This window comes from Saccharomonospora saliphila YIM 90502, from assembly GCF_000383795.1.
Taxonomy (GTDB): Bacteria; Actinomycetota; Actinomycetes; order Mycobacteriales; family Pseudonocardiaceae; genus Saccharomonospora; species Saccharomonospora saliphila.
This window is the reverse complement of the sequence record NZ_KB912656.1, coordinates 5,659-22,540: the sequence shown is the minus strand read 5'-3', so window position 1 is coordinate 22,540 and position 16,882 is coordinate 5,659. Positions and strand designations below refer to the sequence as shown.

Below are 16,882 nucleotides of genomic sequence, written 5' to 3'. Positions count from 1 at the left end.
GGGTGGGCCGGGCGCGCGGGCGCCCGGCCCCGGTCACGAGCGCGACCAGGCCAGGCGCATCCACTGCGCGGCCAGAGCCGCCATCGCCAGCACGGCGAGCACGAGGCCGATGCCGGGTCCGTCCCCCGGAACACCGCTGACCGACGAGGACTGCTGCGACCAGATCGCGAGGATGCCGTCGACGAAGGCGAACCAGCCCCCGACGGCGCACACCCACGCCAGCCACCAGCGGCGGGTCGCCAACGCGAGCGTCGAGGCCAGCACGCCGAAACCGGTGGCGGTGGCCGCGAACAGCCGCGGGATGGCCTCGGCCTGCCCGAGCAGGACCTGCCATCCGGCCAGCCCGTCCACCCACGGCAGGATCAGGCCGACGACGAGCACGAACACCGTCACCGCGACCGCGAAGCCCCGGCGGCCGAACTCGACGGTCTTCACCGCGCGCGTCACGGCGGCGTCCACGTCGGCGGCCAGTCCGTCCAGCCGCTCGTCACGCCGCTCACCGTCGGCTCTCGCGTCGTGGCTCATGGACAACCCTCCGTGCCGCATCCCACCGCGGCCGCCGCGGGCTCGGGTGCCGGTGCGCCGAACGACGGCAGGCCCAGCCCGACACCCCGGGTCTTCGGGCGCAGCCCCGCCTCGGCGTTGTCGCCCGCCCGCGTGCGGCGGTGGGTGTGCAGGTCGGCGTCGGCGACGAGGTGGTGCGGAGCGGCGTAGGTGACCGTGGTCTCCACGACGTCTCCGGGCCGGACCGCGCCGTCGACGGCCGGACCGGAGGGGGTGAAGTGCACCAGCCTGCCGTCCCGGGCACGGCCGCTCATGCGGTGTGTCTCGGCGTCCTTGCGTCCTTCACCCGCGGCGACCAACAGCTCCACCGTGCCGCCGACGAGCCGCTCGTTCTCCTTCCAGGCGATCTCGTCCTGCAGCGCCACCAGGCGGTCGTAGCGCTCCTGCACGACCTCCTTGGGCACCTGACCCGCCATCTCGGCGGCCGGGGTTCCCGGGCGCGGGGAGTACTGGAAGGTGAACGCGCTGGAGAACCGGGCTCGCCGCACCACCTCGAGCGTCTGCTCGAAGTCCTCCTCGGTCTCGCCGGGGAAACCGACGATGATGTCGGTGGTGATGGCGGCCTCCGGCATCGCGGCCCGCACCGTGTCCAGGATCGACAGGAACCGCGAGGAGCGGTAGGAGCGGCGCATCGCCTTGAGCACGCGGTCGGAACCCGACTGCAGCGGCATGTGCAACTGCGGACAGACGTTGGGCGTCTCGGCCATCGCGTCGATCACGTCGTCGGTGAACGCGGCCGGGTGCGGCGAGGTGAAGCGCACCCGTTCCAGCCCCTCGACCGAACCGCAGGAACGCAGCAGCTTTCCGAACGCGTAGCGGTCGCCGAACTCCACACCGTAGGAGTTGACGTTCTGCCCGAGCAGGGTCACCTCGGAGACGCCCTCGGCGACCAGCGCCTCGACCTCGGCGAGGATCTCGCCGGGCCGCCGGTCGCGCTCCTTGCCCCGCAGGGACGGCACGATGCAGAACGTGCAGGTGTTGTTGCAGCCCACCGAGATCGAGACCCAGCCGGAGTAGGCGGACTCGCGGCGCGCGGGCAGCGTCGAGGGGAAGGTCTCCAACGACTCCAGGATCTCGACCTGCGCCTCGGCGTTGTGCCGCGAGCGCTCGAGCAGCGCGGGCAGCGCGGCGATGTTGTGCGTGCCGAACACCACATCGACCCACGGCGCACGGCGCACGATCTCACCGCGGTCCTTCTGCGCGAGACACCCGCCGACCGCGATCTGCATGTCCGGCCTGGTGTTCTTGCTCGCCCGCAGGTGGCCGAGGTTGCCGTAGAGCTTGTTGTCGGCGTTCTCCCGGACCGCACAGGTGTTGAGCACCACGACGTCCGGGTCGTCACCGTCTGTGACCTGCCGGTAACCGGCGTCCTCCAGCTGCCCGGCGAGACGCTCGGAGTCGTGGACGTTCATCTGACACCCGAAGGTGCGGATCTGGTACGTGCGGCTCACCGGATCTCCTGGTGCGCGCGGGCCGACAGTTACGGTCCCAGGGTAGGTCAGACGCCGTCGCGCACCTCACTGGCTCCGTCCCGGCCACGCCGGTTAAGGTTCGGAAACGTCTGAGCCGGTTCCCACCTGTTGGGCCGATCTGTGCACGTATGGTTGCCTTTTGGTCCACACCCCATGCCAAATTTGCCCCAAAGGTGTTGAACACCGGTGTTGCCTGTGACAACCCGCTACCCGCGGATTGCCGTGTGATGGAGGTCTGATGAGCACCGCGACGCCCACGCCGCCGATGATCACCGCCCGTGCGGTGAACAAGCACTTCGGCGACCTGCACGTGCTCAAGGACATCGACTTCGAGGTGCCGCGGGGTCAGGTCGTGGTCGTGCTCGGGCCCTCGGGCTCGGGGAAGTCGACGTTGTGCCGCGCGATCAACCGGCTTGAGCCGATCGACTCAGGTGAGATCGCCGTCGACGGCAAGCCGCTGCCCGCTGAGGGTCGCGGCCTCGCCGCACTGCGTGCCGACGTCGGCATGGTCTTCCAGCAGTTCAACCTGTTCGCGCACAAGACGATCCTCGACAACGTCACGCTCGGGCCGGTCAAGGTCCGCAAGACCGCGGTCGCCGAGGCCAAGGAGACCGCTCGCGAACTGCTCGACCGGGTCGGCATCGCCAACCAGGCGCACAAGTACCCCGCGCAGCTTTCCGGTGGCCAGCAGCAGCGCGCCGCCATCGCGCGGGCGCTGGCGATGCGCCCCAAGGTCATGCTGTTCGACGAGCCCACCTCCGCGCTGGACCCCGAGATGGTCCAGGAGGTCCTCGACACGATGACCGAACTGGCCGACGGGGGCATGACGATGCTCGTGGTGACCCACGAGATGGGGTTCGCGCGCCGGGCCGCGCACCGGGTGGTGTTCATGTCCGACGGCGAGATCGCCGAGGATTCGACCCCCGAGGAGTTCTTCACCGCGCCGCGGTCCGGGCGGGCGAAGGACTTCCTGGGCAAGATCCTCACCCACTGAGGGTTCCGGCGGCGCCGCGGTCGGCAACACCGGCGGCGCCGCCTCGGCAGCCGGGGGCGGTGACCGCCGCCCCCGCGATCGTGGCGGCGCGGGCCGCCTCAACCGGAAACAGGAGAGGTGCACATGAGAATCCGCACCCTGGCGGCCGGCCTGCTGGCCGCCGGTCTCGCACTGACCGCATGCGGCAAGGAAGGCGCGCCGTCGGACAGCGGCAGCGGTGAGGGCAACGGCGGCGACGGCAACGCCGCCGAGACGCTGAGCTACGAGGTCGCCCAGGACGTCACCCTCGAGGGCTCCCCCACCTTCGAGAAGATGACCAACCGCGGCGGCCCGATCGTGGGCGTCAAGGAGGACCAGCCGGGCCTCGGGTACAAGGACCCGACCAGCGGCGAGTACAGCGGGTTCGACGTCGAGATCGCCCGCATGGTCTCCGCGCGGCTCGGGTTCGACCCCGCGAAGATCGAGTACAAGCCGGTGCCCTCCGCCGGGCGGGAGCAGGCGCTGATCAACGGTGACGTCGACTACTACGTCGGCACCTACACGATCAACGACGAGCGCAAGGAGCAGGTCGGCTTCGCCGGTCCGTACTTCGTCGCGGGTCAGGGGCTGCTGGTCTCGGCCGACAACGAGGACATCAACGGCAAGGACGACCTCAAGGGCAAGAAGGTCTGCTCGGTCAGTGGCTCGACGCCGATCCAGCGGGTGCGGGAGCAGGGCCTGACCGAGGACGGCAACATCGTCGAGTTGCAGACCTACTCCCAGTGCGTGAACCAGCTCGCACAGGGCCAGGTCGACGCCGTCACCACCGACGACGCGATCCTGCTCGGCTACGCCGCGCAGGAGCCGGACAACTTCAAGGTCGTCGGTGAGACCTTCTCCGACGAGCCGTACGGCATCGGCCTGCCCAAGCAGGACGACGCCCTGCGGGAGAAGGTCAACGACATCTTGCAGGAGGCCATGGACGACGGCACCTGGCAGGAAATCTACGACGCCACGCTGGGCCAGTCCGGCAACGAGGCCGAGATGCCCACCATCGAGCGGTACTGACCGCCCGGCACGATCCCGGCTCGGCCCCGGTGCCCCGCCAGCGCCGGGGCCGAGCCCGTGCCTGATCCATCCGCCCCAGCTTCACCGAGGGAAACATGGACGTTCTGCTGGACAACCTCGACCTCTACGGTCCGGGCTTTCTCAACACCATCAAGCTGTTCGTTCTCGCGGCGATCGGCTCGCTGGTGCTGGGCACCATCCTCGCGATGGTGCGGGTCAGCCCGGTGCCGATCCTGCGGGCGGCCGGGGCCACCTACGTCACGCTGTTCCGCAACACACCGCTGACGTTGATCTTTTTCTTCTTCGCCTTCGCGTTCCCGCTTCTCGACGTGGTCGACCTGTCGTTCTTCGCCTCGGCGGTCGTCGCCCTGATCATTTACACGTCCGCGTTCGTCTGCGAGGTCGTGCGGTCGGGCATCAACACGGTGCCGGTGGGCCAGGCCGAGGCGGCGCGCGCGATCGGGCTGACCTTCGGCCAGACCCTCGGGCAGGTCGTCCTGCCCCAGGCGGGGCGCTCGGTCGTACCCCCGATGATGAGCACGATGATCGCGCTGCTGAAGAACACCACGATCGCCGCCGGGTTCTCCGTGGTGGAGGCGGGCGCGATCCAGAACTATCTCGCCGAGCGCGGCTACAGCGTCATGGTCGGACTGCTGTGGGTCGCCCTCGGGTTCGTCATCCTCATCATTCCCATGACACTGCTGCAACGCAGCCTCGAGAAGCGCTGGAGTGTGGCCCGATGAGCGCGGTTCTGTTCGACGTCCCCGGACCGAAGGCCCGCGCGCGGCACCTCGGCTACGCCGTCGTCGGCGTGGCCGCCCTCGTCGGCATCGTGGGCTTCATCGTCTACCAGTTCGCCGACGCGGGCCAGTTCGACGGCGAGATGTGGGAGTGGATCCTCTACGAGCAGGTCCAGCTCGAACTCGTCTCCGCGCTCGGCAACACGCTCCGGGCCTTCGCGGTGGCCACGCTGCTCGCGCTCGCCTTCGCCGCGATCTTCGCGGCGGGCAGGCTCTCCGACCACGCGATCTTCCGGGTGCCGTCCACGATCATCGTGGAGTTCTTCCGCGCCGTCCCGCTCGTGGTGATGATCTTCTTCTTCCACTACGGACTGGCGCTGGGTGCCCCGTTCTACTCGGTCGTGCTCGGGCTGACCCTCTACAACGGGTCCGTGCTCGCCGAGGTGTTCCGCGCGGGTGTGCTGTCGCTGCCGAAGGGACAGAGCGAGGCCGCGTACGCGATCGGCATGCACAAGACGCAGGTGATGCGGTCGGTGTTGCTGCCGCAGGCGCTGCGGGCGATGCTGCCCGCGATCGTCAGCCAGCTCGTCGTCCTGCTCAAGGACACCGCGCTCGGCTTCCTCATCACCTACGAGGAGCTGCTGCGCTACGCCCGTTACCTGGGCGGTGTCGCCGAGTTCGGCAGGCCGCTCGTGCCGATCACGCTCGTGGTGGGCGCGATGTACATCGTCATGTGCCTGGCCTTGACGGGCGTGGCGCGCTACCTCGACTCGCGCAACCGCCGCAGCGACAAGGCACCGGACGCGGAGATCACCGCGAAGGGCGAGGAAAAGGTCCTCACCCACGACCCCGCGAGCTGACCCCCGGTAAGTGCCGTCAAGGCCTCCTTCACTGCACTCAACGCAGTGAAGGAGGCCTTGACGACTTGACAACGAGGGTCAGCGGGCGTCGCGGCGGAAGATTTTGCTGCCCAGCCAGACGAGCGGGTCGTAACGGCGGTCGGCGACGCGCTCCTTCATCGGGATGAGGGCGTTGTCGGTGATGTGGATGTTCTCCGGGCACACCTCGCTGCAACACTTGGTGATGTTGCAGTAACCCAGCCCGTGCTCGGTCTGCGCCTCCGTGCGCCGGTCGGCCTCGTCCAGCGGATGCATCTCCAGCTCCGCGATCCGCATGAGGAACCGGGGACCCGCGAACGCCTGCTTGTTCTCGTCGTGGTCACGGATCACGTGGCAGACGTCCTGGCACAGAAAGCACTCGATGCACTTGCGGAACTCCTGCGAGCGCTCCACATCCTCCTGGCGCATGCGGTACTCCCCCGGCGCCAGCTCGGCGGGCGGCGCGAACGAGGGGATCTCGCGGGCCTTGGCGTAGTTGTAGGAGACGTCGGTGACCAGGTCCCGCACGACGGGGAACGTGCGCATCGGGGTGACCGTGATGACCTCGTCCTCTTCGAAGATCGACATACGGGTCATGCACAACAACCGCGGCCTGCCGTTGACCTCCGCCGAGCAGGAGCCGCATTTGCCCGCCTTGCAGTTCCATCGCACCGCCAGATCCGGCGCCTGGGTGGCCTGGAGCCGGTGGATCAGGTCGAGCACGACTTCGCCCTCGTTCGCCTCCACGGTGTAGTCGCGCAGCTCGCCGGACTCGGTGTCCCCGCGCCAGACCCGCAGTGTGGCCTCGTAGCTCATGTCACGGCGTCCTTTCGCCGGTACGCGGTCAATTCCTCGTCTGTGTAGTACTTCTCCAGTTCGGACAGCTCGAACAGCTCGACGAGATCGGCCCGCATGGGCTCGGGTTCGGTCGCCTCGACGGTGACCTCGGGTACCGCCGCCTCGGTGTCCGCCGCCGCGCAGACCAGTAGCGTGTTGCGCCAGGCCGCCTCCATCGCGGGGTGGTCGTCGCGCGTGTGCCCGCCCCGGCTCTCCGTGCGCCGCAGCGCCGCGCGGGCGACGCACTCGCTGACCAACAGCATGTTGCGCAGGTCGAGCGCCAGGTGCCAGCCGGGGTTGTACTCCCGGTGGCCCACCACCGTGACGGCGCGCATCCGCTCCCGGATCTCGCCGAGCCTGTCGAGCGCGGTGCTCATCTCATCGGCCGTGCGGATGATGCCGACGAGGTCGTTCATGCACTGCTGGAGTTCGCTCTGCACGGCATACGGGTTCACCGGCTCAGAGCCGTCGCGCGGGGTGTCGAACGGGGACAGCGCCGCCCGCGCGGCCACCGCGACGTCCACATCGGACACCTCGGGCCTGCGGGAGAGCGAGTCGATGTAGTCGGCCGCGCCCAGACCGGCCCTGCGGCCGAACACGAGCAGGTCGGACAGCGAGTTGCCGCCGAGCCGGTTCGACCCGTGCATCCCGCCCGAGCACTCGCCTGCCGAGAACAGACCGGGCACGCTCGACTGCGCGGTGTCCGGGTCCACCTCGATACCGCCCATGACGTAGTGACACGTCGGCCCGACCTCCATCGCCTCGGCCGTGATGTCCACGTCGGCCAGCTCGCGGAACTGGTGGTACATCGACGGGAGCCTGCGCCGGATCTCGTCGGCCGGCATCCGGCTCGCGATGTCGAGGTAGACGCCACCGTGCGGCGAACCTCGGCCCTCCTTGACCTCGTTGTTGATCGCACGGGCGACCTCGTCGCGCGGCAGCAGGTCGGGAGTACGGCGGTGGTTGTCCGGGTCGGTGTACCAGCGGTCGGCCTCGTCCTCGCTCTCGGCGTACTGGCCCTTGAACACGTCCGGCACGTACCGGAACATGAAACGCTCGCCCTCGGAGTTGCGCAGGACCCCGCCGTCGCCCCGGACGCCCTCGGTGACCAGGATGCCCTTCACGCTCGGCGGCCAGACCATGCCGGTGGGGTGGAACTGCACGAACTCCATGTTGATCAGCTTCGCGCCCGCCCTGAGCGCCAGCGCGTGCCCGTCGCCGGTGTACTCCCAGGAGTTCGACGTGACCTGGAACGACTTGCCGATGCCGCCGGTGGCCAGCACCACGGCGGGCGCCTCGAACAGCACGAACCGGCCCGACTCCCGCCAGTAACCGAACGCGCCCGCGATCGCGCCGTCGTCGGTGAGCAGCTCGGTGACGGTGCACTCGGCGAAGACCTTGAGCTTGGCCTCGTAATCGCCGTAGGCGGCGTAGTCGTCCTGCTGAAGCGAGACGACCTTCTGCTGCATCGTGCGGATCAGTTCGAGGCCGGTCCGGTCTCCGACGTGGGCCAGGCGCGGATAGGTGTGCCCGCCGAAGTTGCGCTGACTGATCCGGCCGTCCGCGGTCCGGTCGAACAACGCTCCGTAGGTCTCCAGCTCCCACACCCTGTCGGGAGCCTCCTTGGCGTGCAGTTCCGCCATACGCCAGTTGTTGAGGAACTTGCCCCCGCGCATCGTGTCGCGGAAGTGCACCCGCCAGTCGTCGCTGGAGTTCACGTTGCCCATCGACGCGGCGCAGCCGCCCTCGGCCATCACGGTGTGCGCCTTGCCGAACAGCGACTTGCACACCACCGCGACGGACAGGCCACGCTGCCGCGCCTCGATCACGGCACGCAGACCGGCGCCCCCGGCACCGATCACCACGACGTCGTAGCTGTGCCGCTCGACCTCGGTCATGGAGAAGGTCACCTCTGGTTCCGCGTCGCCGTGCCCGGGCACGCGACGCTGTGTTCAGTTGATGCCGTGTTCAGTTGTCGCCGGGCTCGGTTGTTCGCCGGGCTGAGTCGATGCCGTGTTCAGTTGAGAATGCGCAGGTCGGTGATCGTGCCGGTGGAGACCAGCCACACGTACAGGTCGGTCAGCACGAGCGTCCCCAGCGTGATCCAGGCGAACTGCATGTGCCGGACGTTGAGCTTGCTGATCTGGGTCCACATCCGGTACCGCACCGGGTGCTTCGAGAAGTTCTTCAACCGGCCGCCGGTCACGTGCCGACACGAATGACACGACAACGTGTATCCCCACAGCAACACGACGTTGACCAGCAGGATGATGTTGCCCAGCCCGATGCCGAACCCGCGCTCCCCACCGAACGCGAGGACGGCGTCGTAGGTGTTGATCACCGTGATCACGACGGCCGCGTAGAAGAAGTACCGGTGCGCGTTCTGCACGATCAGCGGAAGGCGGGTCTCCCCGGTGTAGCGCGCGTGCGGTTCGGTGACGGCGCAGGCGGGCGGGGCGAACCATACCGACCGGTAGTAGGCCTTGCGGTAGTAATAGCAGGTGAGCCGGAACGCGAGCAGGAACGGCAGCGAGAGAAACGCCAGCGGGATGAACCCGGGCAGTTCCCCGATGGGCGTGCCGAAGTGGCTCGACCCCGGCACGCACGAGTCGCTCAGGCACGGCGAATAGAACGGTGTCAGGTAGTGGTTCTCGGCGTCCCAGTAGCCCTCGCGCATGAACGAGCGCACGGTCGCGTACACCACGAAGGTCGCCAGCCCGAGCGCGGTCAGCAGCGGAGGCAGCCACCACCGGTCCTTGCGCAGGGTGCGGGCGCCCGACGGAGGTTCCTGACGTCCGCCCGCCGTCGTCGCGGGTCCGGCCACCGTGCCGGAACCCGACTGATCAGTGCTGGTCACGCTGGTAACCACCCACACCCTCGTCGTCCGCGCCGTGCCACAGCGCGGGGTCGTACGGCGTATCGGGGACGGGGACGACCTCGGCGCGGTCGGTCACCCGGCCCTGCGCCGGAACCGGCGACGCCTGCGCGAGATCACCCGCGTCGATATCGAGACGGTCGATGTCGTTGGCGATCCTGCGCACCGCGGGCGCCTCGCCGTAGCGGGCGCGCAGTGCTCCGACGCACTGCCGCAGCTGTCCGATCGCCCGGCGTAGTTCGGTCATCTCCACACTGGACATCCTCACCCTCCGAGTCCGTTTCCGCCCGTGGAGCCGACTCTGCCCGGCCACGGGACGTGTGACAAGTCACATCCACGCGCGTCGGACGTGAGCAAGATCACTTATTATTGCGTACTTAATCGATTTTGTGGGCGCCGAGCTCGTCTGTATCGTGTCAGTGCCCAGCCGGCCGCGACGCCAGCGCCGTCGTCCGCTGCCGACCGCCGATCACTCCGAGCGACCGGGAGCGCCGTTGCCACCCCTCCACCCCGTCATCGCCGACGTCACCGACCGCATCGAGCGCCGGAGCGCGCCCACACGCCGTGCCTACCTCGGACGGGTGGCCGCCGCCGCGTCCGAGGAGCCCGTCCGTGCCGGGATGGGGTGCAGCAACCTCGCCCACTCCTTCGCCGCCTTCTCGGGCCCGGACCGCGCGGCCCTGCGCGGCCTGCGCAAGCCCGGCGTCGCCGTGGTGTCGGCCTACAACGACCTGCTCTCGGCGCACAAGCCGTTCGACGAGTTCCCCGCCTGGATCAAGGACGCCGCGCGCGAGGCGGGCGGCGTCGCCCAGTTCGCGGGCGGTGTCCCCGCCATGTGCGACGGCATCACCCAGGGACGCACCGGCATGGAGCTGTCCCTGTTCAGCCGCGACGTGATCGCGATGGCCACCGGCGTCGCGCTGTCGCACGAGATGTTCGACGCGGCACTGCTGCTCGGCGTCTGCGACAAGATCGTGCCGGGGCTGCTCATCGGCGCCCTGTCCTTCGGCCACCTGCCCGCTCTGCTCGTGCCCGCCGGACCGATGACCTCGGGGCTGCCGAACAAGGAGAAGGCCCGCGTCCGCCAGCTCTACGCCGAGGGCCGCGCCACCCGCGAGGACCTGCTCGACGCCGAAGCCGCCTCCTACCACTCCCCCGGCACCTGCACCTTCTACGGCACGGCCAACTCCAACCAGCTCGTGGTCGAGGTCATGGGCTTGCACCTGCCGGGATCGAGCTTCATTCACCCCGGCACGGACCTGCGCAAGGCGCTCACCGAACACGCCGCCCGCCGCGCCGTCGAGATCTCCCGGGGCGAGCAGTACACCCCGCTGGCCGAGGTGATCGACGAACGCTCGCTGGTCAATGGCCTCGTCGCACTGCTGGCCACCGGCGGCTCGCCGAACCACACGCTGCACCTCGTGGCGATCGCCGCGGCGGCGGGCATCGAGCTGACCTGGGACGACTTCAACGACCTGTCCGCCGTCGTGCCGCTGCTGGCCAACCTCTATCCGAACGGCAGCGCCGACATCAACCACTTCCACGCCGCCGGGGGCGTGCAGGTGCTCGTGGGCTCGCTGCTCGACGCGGGCCTGCTGCACGAGGACGTGCGCACGGTCGCCGGGCCCGGCCTGCACCGCTACCGCAGCGAACCGATCCTGACCGACGGCGCGCTCACCTGGCGCGAGGTCGAGCCCCGCACCCTCGACGACAGCGTGCTGCGCACTCCCCAGCGACCGTTCTCCCCCGAGGGCGGCCTGCGTCTCCTGCGGGGCAACCTCGGCCGATCGGTGATCAAGGTCTCGGCGGTCGCCCCGGAGCACCGGGTGGTGGAGGCGCCCGCCCGGGTGTTCGCCGACCAGGCTGAGTTCGACCGGGCCTTCCGCGCGGGCGAGCTGGAGCGCGACATCGTGGTGGTGATCCCCCACCACGGCCCCCGCGCCCGGGGCATGCCGGAACTGCACGGGCTCATCCCGGCGCTGTCCTCGCTCATGGACAAGGGCCACCGCGTCGCGCTCGTCACCGACGGCCGGATGTCCGGCGCGTCCGGCAAGGTCCCCGCGGCCATCCACGTCAGTCCCGAGGCCGCCACGAACGAGGTTCTCGCGCGCGTGACCGACGGCGATCCCATCCGGCTGGACGCCGACACTGGGCGGCTCGACGTCCTCGTCGACGACGCCACCCTCGCCGCCCGGCAGCCGGTCGCCGAGCCGCCGGACGCGCGGGAGTGGACCGGCACCGGACGCGAACTGTTCGCGGCCCTGCGCGGCGCCGTCGGGACGGCGGAGAAGGGCGCGAGCGTGTTCGCCCCCGTCCCCCTCGGCCCGGACGACGAGGGCCACACCACCACACCCGAAACGCACACCGCGGGCCGCGACGCCACGTCCCCGGTGGCCGCGGCCGAGATCGGAGGGCACGCATGAGCACCGACCAGGCACCGGACCCGCGCGACCTGCTCGACCTGTCCCCGGTGATGCCCGTCGTCGTGCTCGACGACGCGGACAGTGCCGTACCCACCGCTCGGGCGCTGCTCGCGGGCGGAGTGCGGGTCATGGAGATCACGCTGCGCACCCCCGCCGCCCTTGAGGCCGTGCGCCGGGTCGCCGCCGAGGTGCCCGACATCGTCGTCGGAGCGGGCACCGTCGTGCGGCCCGAACAGGCCGACCAGGCCGCCCGGGCGGGAGCGTCGTTCCTCGTCACCCCCGGCTGCACCGACACGCTGCTCGACGCCACGACCGGCACCGGGCTCCCGCTGCTTCCCGGCGCGGCCACGGTGTCCGAGGCGATGCGCCTGAGCGAACGCGGGTTCGACACGCTGAAGTTCTTCCCCGCCGAGGCCAGCGGCGGCGCGGCGGCCTTGTCCGCCCTCGCCGGGCCGCTGCCCGGCCTGCGGTTCTGCCCCACCGGTGGCATCGGTACCGGCAACGCGGCCTCCTACCTCGCGCTGCCGAACGTCGACTGCGTGGGCGGCTCGTGGCTCACCCCGAAGGACGCACTCGCCGATCGCGACTACGCCCGTGTTGAGACACTGGCGAAGGAGGCGGCGGCGCTGCGGCCCTGAGCGACCGGCTCTCCCGAGCCCGCCGCGGTCGAGCGGACCCCGGGTGGAGAGAGGAGGTCGGCGACACCGGTGCAGTGGGAGTGGTTCACCGCCGACGGCGCCTGGGCGTCGCGGCTGCTGTTCCAGCGCCTGCTCGCCGCGCTCTACCTCGTGGCGTTCGTGTGCGCGTTGAACCAGTTCCGTGCGCTGCTGGGAAGCCGGGGACTGCTGCCGATCCCCGAGTTCGTGCGGCGCGTCCCCGCCCGCCGGTCACCCAGCCTGTTCCACTGGCACTACAGCGACCGCTTCTTCGCCGTCGTCGCAGCGACCGGCGCCGCGGTCTCGGCCGCGCTCCTACTGGGCGCGGCCGACCTCCTGCCAGTGTGGGCCTGCCTGCTGCTGTGGACCGTGCCCTGGGTGCTATACCTGTCGATCGTCAACGTCGGCCAGGCGTGGTACGCGTTCGGCTGGGAGTCGCTGCTGCTGGAGGCCGGATTCCTGGCGATCTTTCTCGGCCCCGCGCACACCGAGGTTCCGGCCCTGGTGCCGCTGCTGCTGCTCTGGCTGTTGTTCCGGGTGGAGTTCGGCGCCGGACTGATCAAGCTGCGCGGCGACCGCTGCTGGCGCGATCTCACCTGCCTGCACTACCACCACGAGACCCAGCCCATGCCGGGCCCGTTGAGCTGGCATTTCCACCATGCGCCGGGCTGGGCGCACCGGGTGGAGGTCGCCGCGAATCACGGGGCGCAGCTCGTGGTGCCGTTCGCGTTGTTCGCCCCGCAACCGGCTGCCACGGTGGCCGCGGCGATCGTGCTCGTCACACAGGGCTGGCTGGTGCTCAGCGGCAACTTCGCCTGGCTCAACGCCGTGACGATGGCCCTGGCGGTGCCCGCGATCGACGGGCGGTTGCTGCCGTGGGAGCCGCCACCCCTCGCGCGGCCCCCGACCTGGTACGGCGCCGTGGTCATCGCCGTGACCGTGCTGGTCGTCGTGCTCAGTTACCGGCCCGTGCGCAACCTCGTCGGGCGCGGCCAGGTCATGAACACGACGTACGACCCGCTGCGCCTGGTCAACAGCTACGGCGCGTTCGGCAGCGTCACACGCGAACGATACGAGGTGATCGTCGAAGGCACCGCGGGCGATCTCGGCCCCGACGCCACGTGGCGGGAATACGAGTTCAAGGGCAAGCCGGGCGATCCGTACCGACGACCGCCACAGATCGCGCCGTACCACCTACGGCTCGACTGGATGCTCTGGTTCGCGTCGTTGTCACCGCGCTACGGCGGCCGGTGGCTCCCGGCGCTGGTGACCAAGCTGCTCAACGGCGATCCCACGATCCGCACCCTTCTGCGCCGTGACCCGTTCGACGGCTCCGCACCGCGGTTCGTGCGCGCACGGCTGTTTCACTACCGCTTCAGCACGCGCCGGGAACGGCGTGAGACGGGCGTCTGGTGGGTCCGCGAGCCCGTCGGCACCGTCGTACGCACGTCCCGGCTAGGCGCCGACGGCACCGCCGTCGCCGTTCCCCTTCCCGACTAGCGCAACCGGAGCGCCGGTCTTACGTACACACCGGCGTCCGGCCCGTCAGTCCCCGAGGTCGTCGAGCGGCGTCGACTCCGCCCCGGCGGCGCGGAGTTCGTCCCGGACGACGGCGTAGGCCAGACCCTGCGAGTAGCCCTTGCGCGCCAACATCCCGAGCAGTCGCCGGGTGGCCTTCCGCTCGTCCACCTCGGTCATCGTGCGCAGCTTCTTCCGCACGAGCTGCCGGGCACGCTCGTCCTCCGCGTCCCGGTCGATCTCACCGGCGGCCTCGGTCGCGATCTCGGGGTCCACGCCCTTACGCCGTAGCTCCGCCACCAGCGCCCGGCGGCCGAGCCCCTGGTGGGTGTGTCGCGAGCGCACCCACATCTCGGCGAACGCCGCGTCGTCCACCAACCCGGCGTCGTCGAGCTTGCCGAGCAGGCCCTCCCGGATCTCCTCGTCGACCCCCTTACGGGTCAGCGCCTGCCGCAGCTCCTCCTTCGTCCGCGGGCGCGCGGCCAGGAGATCGAAGCAGATCTCCCTGGCCTTGCGCCGCGCGTCCTCGGGTGTGGATTCCGTCATGGCCGCCTCGCCTAGAACTCGACCGGCGCCGCCTCCTCCTCGGTCGATTCGGCCTGCGCCCCGACGCCGAGCTTCTCCTTGATGCGCTTCTCGATCTCGTTGGCGACGTCCGGGTTCTCCCGCAGGAACCGGCGCGCGTTCTCCTTGCCCTGACCGAGCTGGTCTCCCTCGTAGGTGTACCAGGCGCCGGACTTACGGACGATGCCCTGATCCACGCCCATGTCGATCAGCGAGCCCTCACGGGAGACACCGACGCCGTAGAGGATGTCGAACTCGGCCTGCTTGAACGGAGGCGCCACCTTGTTCTTCACGACCTTGACCCGGGTGCGGTTCCCGACCGGCTCACCACTGTCCTTCAAGGTCTCGATCCGGCGCACGTCGAGCCGGACCGAGGCATAGAACTTCAGCGCCTTACCACCGGTCGTGGTCTCGGGGGACCCGAACATGACGCCGACCTTCTCGCGGAGCTGGTTGATGAAGATCGCGGTGGTACCGGAGTTGTGCAGAGCACCGGTGATCTTGCGCAGAGCCTGGCTCATCAGGCGGGCCTGGAGCCCGACGTGGGAATCGCCCATCTCGCCCTCGATCTCGGCGCGCGGGACGAGCGCGGCCACCGAGTCGATCACCACGATGTCCAGTGCGCCGGAGCGGATCAACATGTCCGCGATCTCCAGCGCCTGCTCCCCCGTGTCCGGCTGCGAGACGAGCAGGGCGTCGGTGTCCACGCCCAGGATCTTGGCGTACTCGGGGTCCAGGGCGTGCTCGGCGTCGATGAACGCCGCGATGCCGCCCTGCTGCTGGGCGTTGGCGACGGCGTGCAGCGCCACCGTCGTCTTACCGGACGACTCGGGGCCGTACACCTCGACCACCCGGCCCCGGGGGAGGCCGCCGACGCCCAGAGCGATGTCCAGCGCGATGGCACCGGTCGGGATGACCTCGACCGGAGGCCTGGTGTCCTCGCCGAGGCGCATCACCGAACCCTTGCCGAACTGCTTGTCGATCTGGGCGAGGGCGAGATCGAGCGCCTTGCTCTTGTCCGGGCCCTTGTCCGGCGCTGCTGGCATGGAATCCACCTCTTGGTTACTGACTGCGTGGCTGTCGGCTTCCGGCCCGCCGTCGGTCGCGTTCGCCCGGGGGCTCGCCGGGGGCCGTGTGTGGTGTCGACTCCGACGTTACGGGCCGGGTCCGACAGTTCCAGGCAGGGCCGACGATCTGTGGACAGCCGACCCTCCTGTGGACAACCACCCTAGCCGAACACCTGTTCGACGTCGAAAGGACACACCGGGATGGTAGGCTTTCGCGCCGCCGTTCGCCCGTCCCGAGGCCGCCGCGCGCCGGTGTGTCGCCGGACGGACGCCGGTCAGCGGCGCTCGGCGGGGACGTCGAATTCCGCACAGACCTCGCGCCAGATCTCCTTGGCGGGCACGCCGTCGTCGAGCGCCTGCTCGACGGTGCGCCCGCCGAGCCCGCTGAACACGTGGTCCACGGACAGCATCTCGGCCCGGGCGGCGCCGAACTCCTCCGACATCAGCCGCCGGAAAACCGTGATCCGCATCGGCTTCAGCGTAGCCCCGGGCACAGCCGTACCGTGAGGGGCATGCTGCTCGCACAGGAGGTCTCCGGCCTGGGGCCGACCGCGCTGCGCCTGGCCGCCATCGCGACGGTGACCGCCGCACTCGTCGTGCTGATCATCGCGGTGCGCAACAACCGCAAGAAGTGAGGACGGTGCCGAGGGCGGCGCTCACTGCCCGGGCTGCACGGTGGTCTCGAAGTAGGTGGCGAGTTCGCCCGGCGGCGTCGGCTCCCCGTCGCCGGTGACGTTGACCTGGTACACGAAACCGGAGAGGGGGCGGTCGTCCACGGTGAACACCAGCACCGAGGAGTTCGTCCCCGTCGAGGCCGCGTAGCGGCCGTCGAGGCCGTTGCCGCGCCATGCCGCCTGGACCTGCTCGCTGCCTCCGGTGCGGGTGAGCAGGCCGTCGGTGTACTCGTCGAGCGGACGCTCCGAGGCACCGTGCAGGTAGGTGATCTGCGCTGCCGGGAGCCCGGGCGCGGAGCAGGTCACGGTGACGCCGAGTTCCTCCTCGTTCGCCGCCGCCGCGGGACCGGTGCCGGTGCCGGGCGCGCAATCGGTACCGTCGGGCACGGTACCGGCGAGTTGCCGCAGGCAGCCCGTGAAGCCTTGTTCATCGGGACGCCCCGGTTCGGCACACTCCTCGGCGGTGTAGGTCGTCACCGACGAGGACGGGAACACGAAGGCGGCCACGGCGCCGAGCCCGGCGACCGCCACGACGGCCGCGCCGACGAGCCACCACGCTCTCCGTGGCCGGCC

At 70.0% G+C, this 16,882-nt stretch carries 17 protein-coding genes and 1 pseudogene; 8 read left to right on the top strand and 10 right to left on the bottom strand.

The genetic code is table 11. The annotated features are described in order from the left end of the window. Positions 1 to 33: 33 nt before the first annotated feature. Positions 34 to 525, bottom strand: coding sequence for an Rv2732c family membrane protein (locus SACSA_RS0109095; RefSeq protein WP_019815265.1), 492 nt, complete (start codon positions 523 to 525; stop codon positions 34 to 36). After that, a complete protein-coding gene (miaB, locus tag SACSA_RS0109090) occupies positions 522 to 2,015 on the bottom strand; it encodes a tRNA (N6-isopentenyl adenosine(37)-C2)-methylthiotransferase MiaB (RefSeq protein WP_019815263.1) in 1,494 nt (497 codons plus the stop codon). Before miaB ends, SACSA_RS0109095 begins: the two co-directional genes overlap by 4 nt. Positions 2,016 to 2,274: 259 nt before the next feature. Here miaB and SACSA_RS0109085 point away from each other — a divergent pair, with 259 nt between their 5' ends. From SACSA_RS0109085 to SACSA_RS0109070, 4 genes are all read left to right on the top strand, one after another. After that, positions 2,275 to 3,030, top strand: a complete 756-nt coding sequence (locus tag SACSA_RS0109085; protein WP_019815261.1) for an amino acid ABC transporter ATP-binding protein — start codon at positions 2,275 to 2,277, stop codon at positions 3,028 to 3,030. A 123-nt stretch (positions 3,031 to 3,153) separates the two neighbouring features. Next, positions 3,154 to 4,077: a glutamate ABC transporter substrate-binding protein gene (locus tag SACSA_RS0109080; RefSeq protein ID WP_019815259.1), complete on the top strand. Its 924-nt coding sequence runs from the start codon at positions 3,154 to 3,156 to the stop codon at positions 4,075 to 4,077. Between the two features lie 95 nt (positions 4,078 to 4,172). Continuing rightward, a complete protein-coding gene (locus tag SACSA_RS0109075) occupies positions 4,173 to 4,820 on the top strand; it encodes an amino acid ABC transporter permease (protein ID WP_019815257.1) in 648 nt (215 codons plus the stop codon). Beyond that, the gene (locus SACSA_RS0109070) at positions 4,817 to 5,677 is read left to right on the top strand and encodes an amino acid ABC transporter permease (protein ID WP_019815255.1); all 861 of its coding nucleotides are present in this window, start codon (positions 4,817 to 4,819) and stop codon (positions 5,675 to 5,677) included. The genes SACSA_RS0109075 and SACSA_RS0109070 overlap by 4 nt, the downstream gene beginning before the upstream one ends. Before the next feature lie 78 nt (positions 5,678 to 5,755). Here SACSA_RS0109070 and SACSA_RS0109065 read toward each other — a convergent pair whose 3' ends face one another. From SACSA_RS0109065 to SACSA_RS0109050, 4 genes are all read right to left on the bottom strand, one after another. Continuing rightward, positions 5,756 to 6,511: a succinate dehydrogenase/fumarate reductase iron-sulfur subunit gene (locus SACSA_RS0109065; RefSeq protein WP_019815253.1), complete on the bottom strand. Its 756-nt coding sequence runs from the start codon at positions 6,509 to 6,511 to the stop codon at positions 5,756 to 5,758. Continuing rightward, complete coding sequence (locus tag SACSA_RS0109060) at positions 6,508 to 8,430, bottom strand: fumarate reductase/succinate dehydrogenase flavoprotein subunit (protein ID WP_019815250.1); 1,923 nt, start codon at positions 8,428 to 8,430, stop codon at positions 6,508 to 6,510. The genes SACSA_RS0109065 and SACSA_RS0109060 overlap by 4 nt, the downstream gene beginning before the upstream one ends. 119 nt (positions 8,431 to 8,549) lie before the next feature. After that, positions 8,550 to 9,356, bottom strand: a complete 807-nt coding sequence (locus tag SACSA_RS0109055; protein ID WP_048876603.1) for a hypothetical protein — start codon at positions 9,354 to 9,356, stop codon at positions 8,550 to 8,552. Between the two features lie 19 nt (positions 9,357 to 9,375). Beyond that, complete coding sequence (locus tag SACSA_RS0109050) at positions 9,376 to 9,669, bottom strand: hypothetical protein (RefSeq protein ID WP_019815247.1); 294 nt, start codon at positions 9,667 to 9,669, stop codon at positions 9,376 to 9,378. Between the two features lie 232 nt (positions 9,670 to 9,901). Here SACSA_RS0109050 and edd point away from each other — a divergent pair, with 232 nt between their 5' ends. From edd to SACSA_RS0109035, 3 genes are all read left to right on the top strand, one after another. Then, positions 9,902 to 11,830, top strand: a complete 1,929-nt coding sequence (gene edd / locus SACSA_RS0109045; protein WP_019815245.1) for a phosphogluconate dehydratase — start codon at positions 9,902 to 9,904, stop codon at positions 11,828 to 11,830. Next, positions 11,827 to 12,468: a bifunctional 4-hydroxy-2-oxoglutarate aldolase/2-dehydro-3-deoxy-phosphogluconate aldolase gene (eda, locus tag SACSA_RS0109040; RefSeq protein ID WP_019815244.1), complete on the top strand. Its 642-nt coding sequence runs from the start codon at positions 11,827 to 11,829 to the stop codon at positions 12,466 to 12,468. Before edd ends, eda begins: the two co-directional genes overlap by 4 nt. A gap of 69 nt (positions 12,469 to 12,537) precedes the next feature. Further along, a complete protein-coding gene (locus SACSA_RS0109035) occupies positions 12,538 to 13,986 on the top strand; it encodes a lipase maturation factor family protein (RefSeq protein ID WP_019815241.1) in 1,449 nt (482 codons plus the stop codon). 45 nt (positions 13,987 to 14,031) lie between these two features. Here the strand turns inward: SACSA_RS0109035 and SACSA_RS0109030 are convergent, their stop codons facing one another. From SACSA_RS0109030 to SACSA_RS0109020, 3 genes are all read right to left on the bottom strand, one after another. Then, a complete protein-coding gene (locus SACSA_RS0109030) occupies positions 14,032 to 14,550 on the bottom strand; it encodes a regulatory protein RecX (RefSeq protein ID WP_019815239.1) in 519 nt (172 codons plus the stop codon). A gap of 11 nt (positions 14,551 to 14,561) precedes the next feature. Next, positions 14,562 to 15,614, bottom strand: coding sequence for a recombinase RecA (gene recA, locus SACSA_RS0109025; protein WP_019815237.1), 1,053 nt, complete (start codon positions 15,612 to 15,614; stop codon positions 14,562 to 14,564). A 296-nt stretch (positions 15,615 to 15,910) separates the two neighbouring features. Continuing rightward, positions 15,911 to 16,105: a DUF3046 domain-containing protein gene (locus SACSA_RS0109020; RefSeq protein WP_019815235.1), complete on the bottom strand. Its 195-nt coding sequence runs from the start codon at positions 16,103 to 16,105 to the stop codon at positions 15,911 to 15,913. A 42-nt stretch (positions 16,106 to 16,147) separates the two neighbouring features. Between SACSA_RS0109020 and SACSA_RS27045 the strand changes: the two genes are divergently transcribed. Next, entirely contained in the window at positions 16,148 to 16,270 is a 123-nt protein-coding gene (locus SACSA_RS27045) for a hypothetical protein (RefSeq protein ID WP_019815233.1), read from the top strand. A 21-nt stretch (positions 16,271 to 16,291) separates the two neighbouring features. On the opposite strand, the pseudogene SACSA_RS24565 reads toward SACSA_RS27045, so the two are convergent. Next, positions 16,292 to 16,882 (bottom strand): annotated as a pseudogene (locus SACSA_RS24565) (Hsp70 family protein); the annotation flags it as partial.

Coding starts and splice junctions, on each gene's coding strand:
- SACSA_RS0109095 (WP_019815265.1), bottom strand. CDS start 525: ATGAGCCACGACGCGAGAGCCGACGGTGAGCGGCGTGACGAGCGGCTG.
- SACSA_RS0109085 (WP_019815261.1), top strand. CDS start 2,275: ATGAGCACCGCGACGCCCACGCCGCCGATGATCACCGCCCGTGCGGTG.
- SACSA_RS0109080 (WP_019815259.1), top strand. CDS start 3,154: ATGAGAATCCGCACCCTGGCGGCCGGCCTGCTGGCCGCCGGTCTCGCA.
- SACSA_RS0109075 (WP_019815257.1), top strand. CDS start 4,173: ATGGACGTTCTGCTGGACAACCTCGACCTCTACGGTCCGGGCTTTCTC.
- SACSA_RS0109070 (WP_019815255.1), top strand. CDS start 4,817: ATGAGCGCGGTTCTGTTCGACGTCCCCGGACCGAAGGCCCGCGCGCGG.
- SACSA_RS0109065 (WP_019815253.1), bottom strand. CDS start 6,511: ATGAGCTACGAGGCCACACTGCGGGTCTGGCGCGGGGACACCGAGTCC.
- SACSA_RS0109060 (WP_019815250.1), bottom strand. CDS start 8,430: ATGACCGAGGTCGAGCGGCACAGCTACGACGTCGTGGTGATCGGTGCC.
- SACSA_RS0109050 (WP_019815247.1), bottom strand. CDS start 9,669: ATGTCCAGTGTGGAGATGACCGAACTACGCCGGGCGATCGGACAGCTG.
- eda (WP_019815244.1), top strand. CDS start 11,827: ATGAGCACCGACCAGGCACCGGACCCGCGCGACCTGCTCGACCTGTCC.
- SACSA_RS0109030 (WP_019815239.1), bottom strand. CDS start 14,550: ATGACGGAATCCACACCCGAGGACGCGCGGCGCAAGGCCAGGGAGATC.
- recA (WP_019815237.1), bottom strand. CDS start 15,614: ATGCCAGCAGCGCCGGACAAGGGCCCGGACAAGAGCAAGGCGCTCGAT.
- SACSA_RS0109020 (WP_019815235.1), bottom strand. CDS start 16,105: ATGCGGATCACGGTTTTCCGGCGGCTGATGTCGGAGGAGTTCGGCGCC.
- SACSA_RS27045 (WP_019815233.1), top strand. CDS start 16,148: ATGCTGCTCGCACAGGAGGTCTCCGGCCTGGGGCCGACCGCGCTGCGC.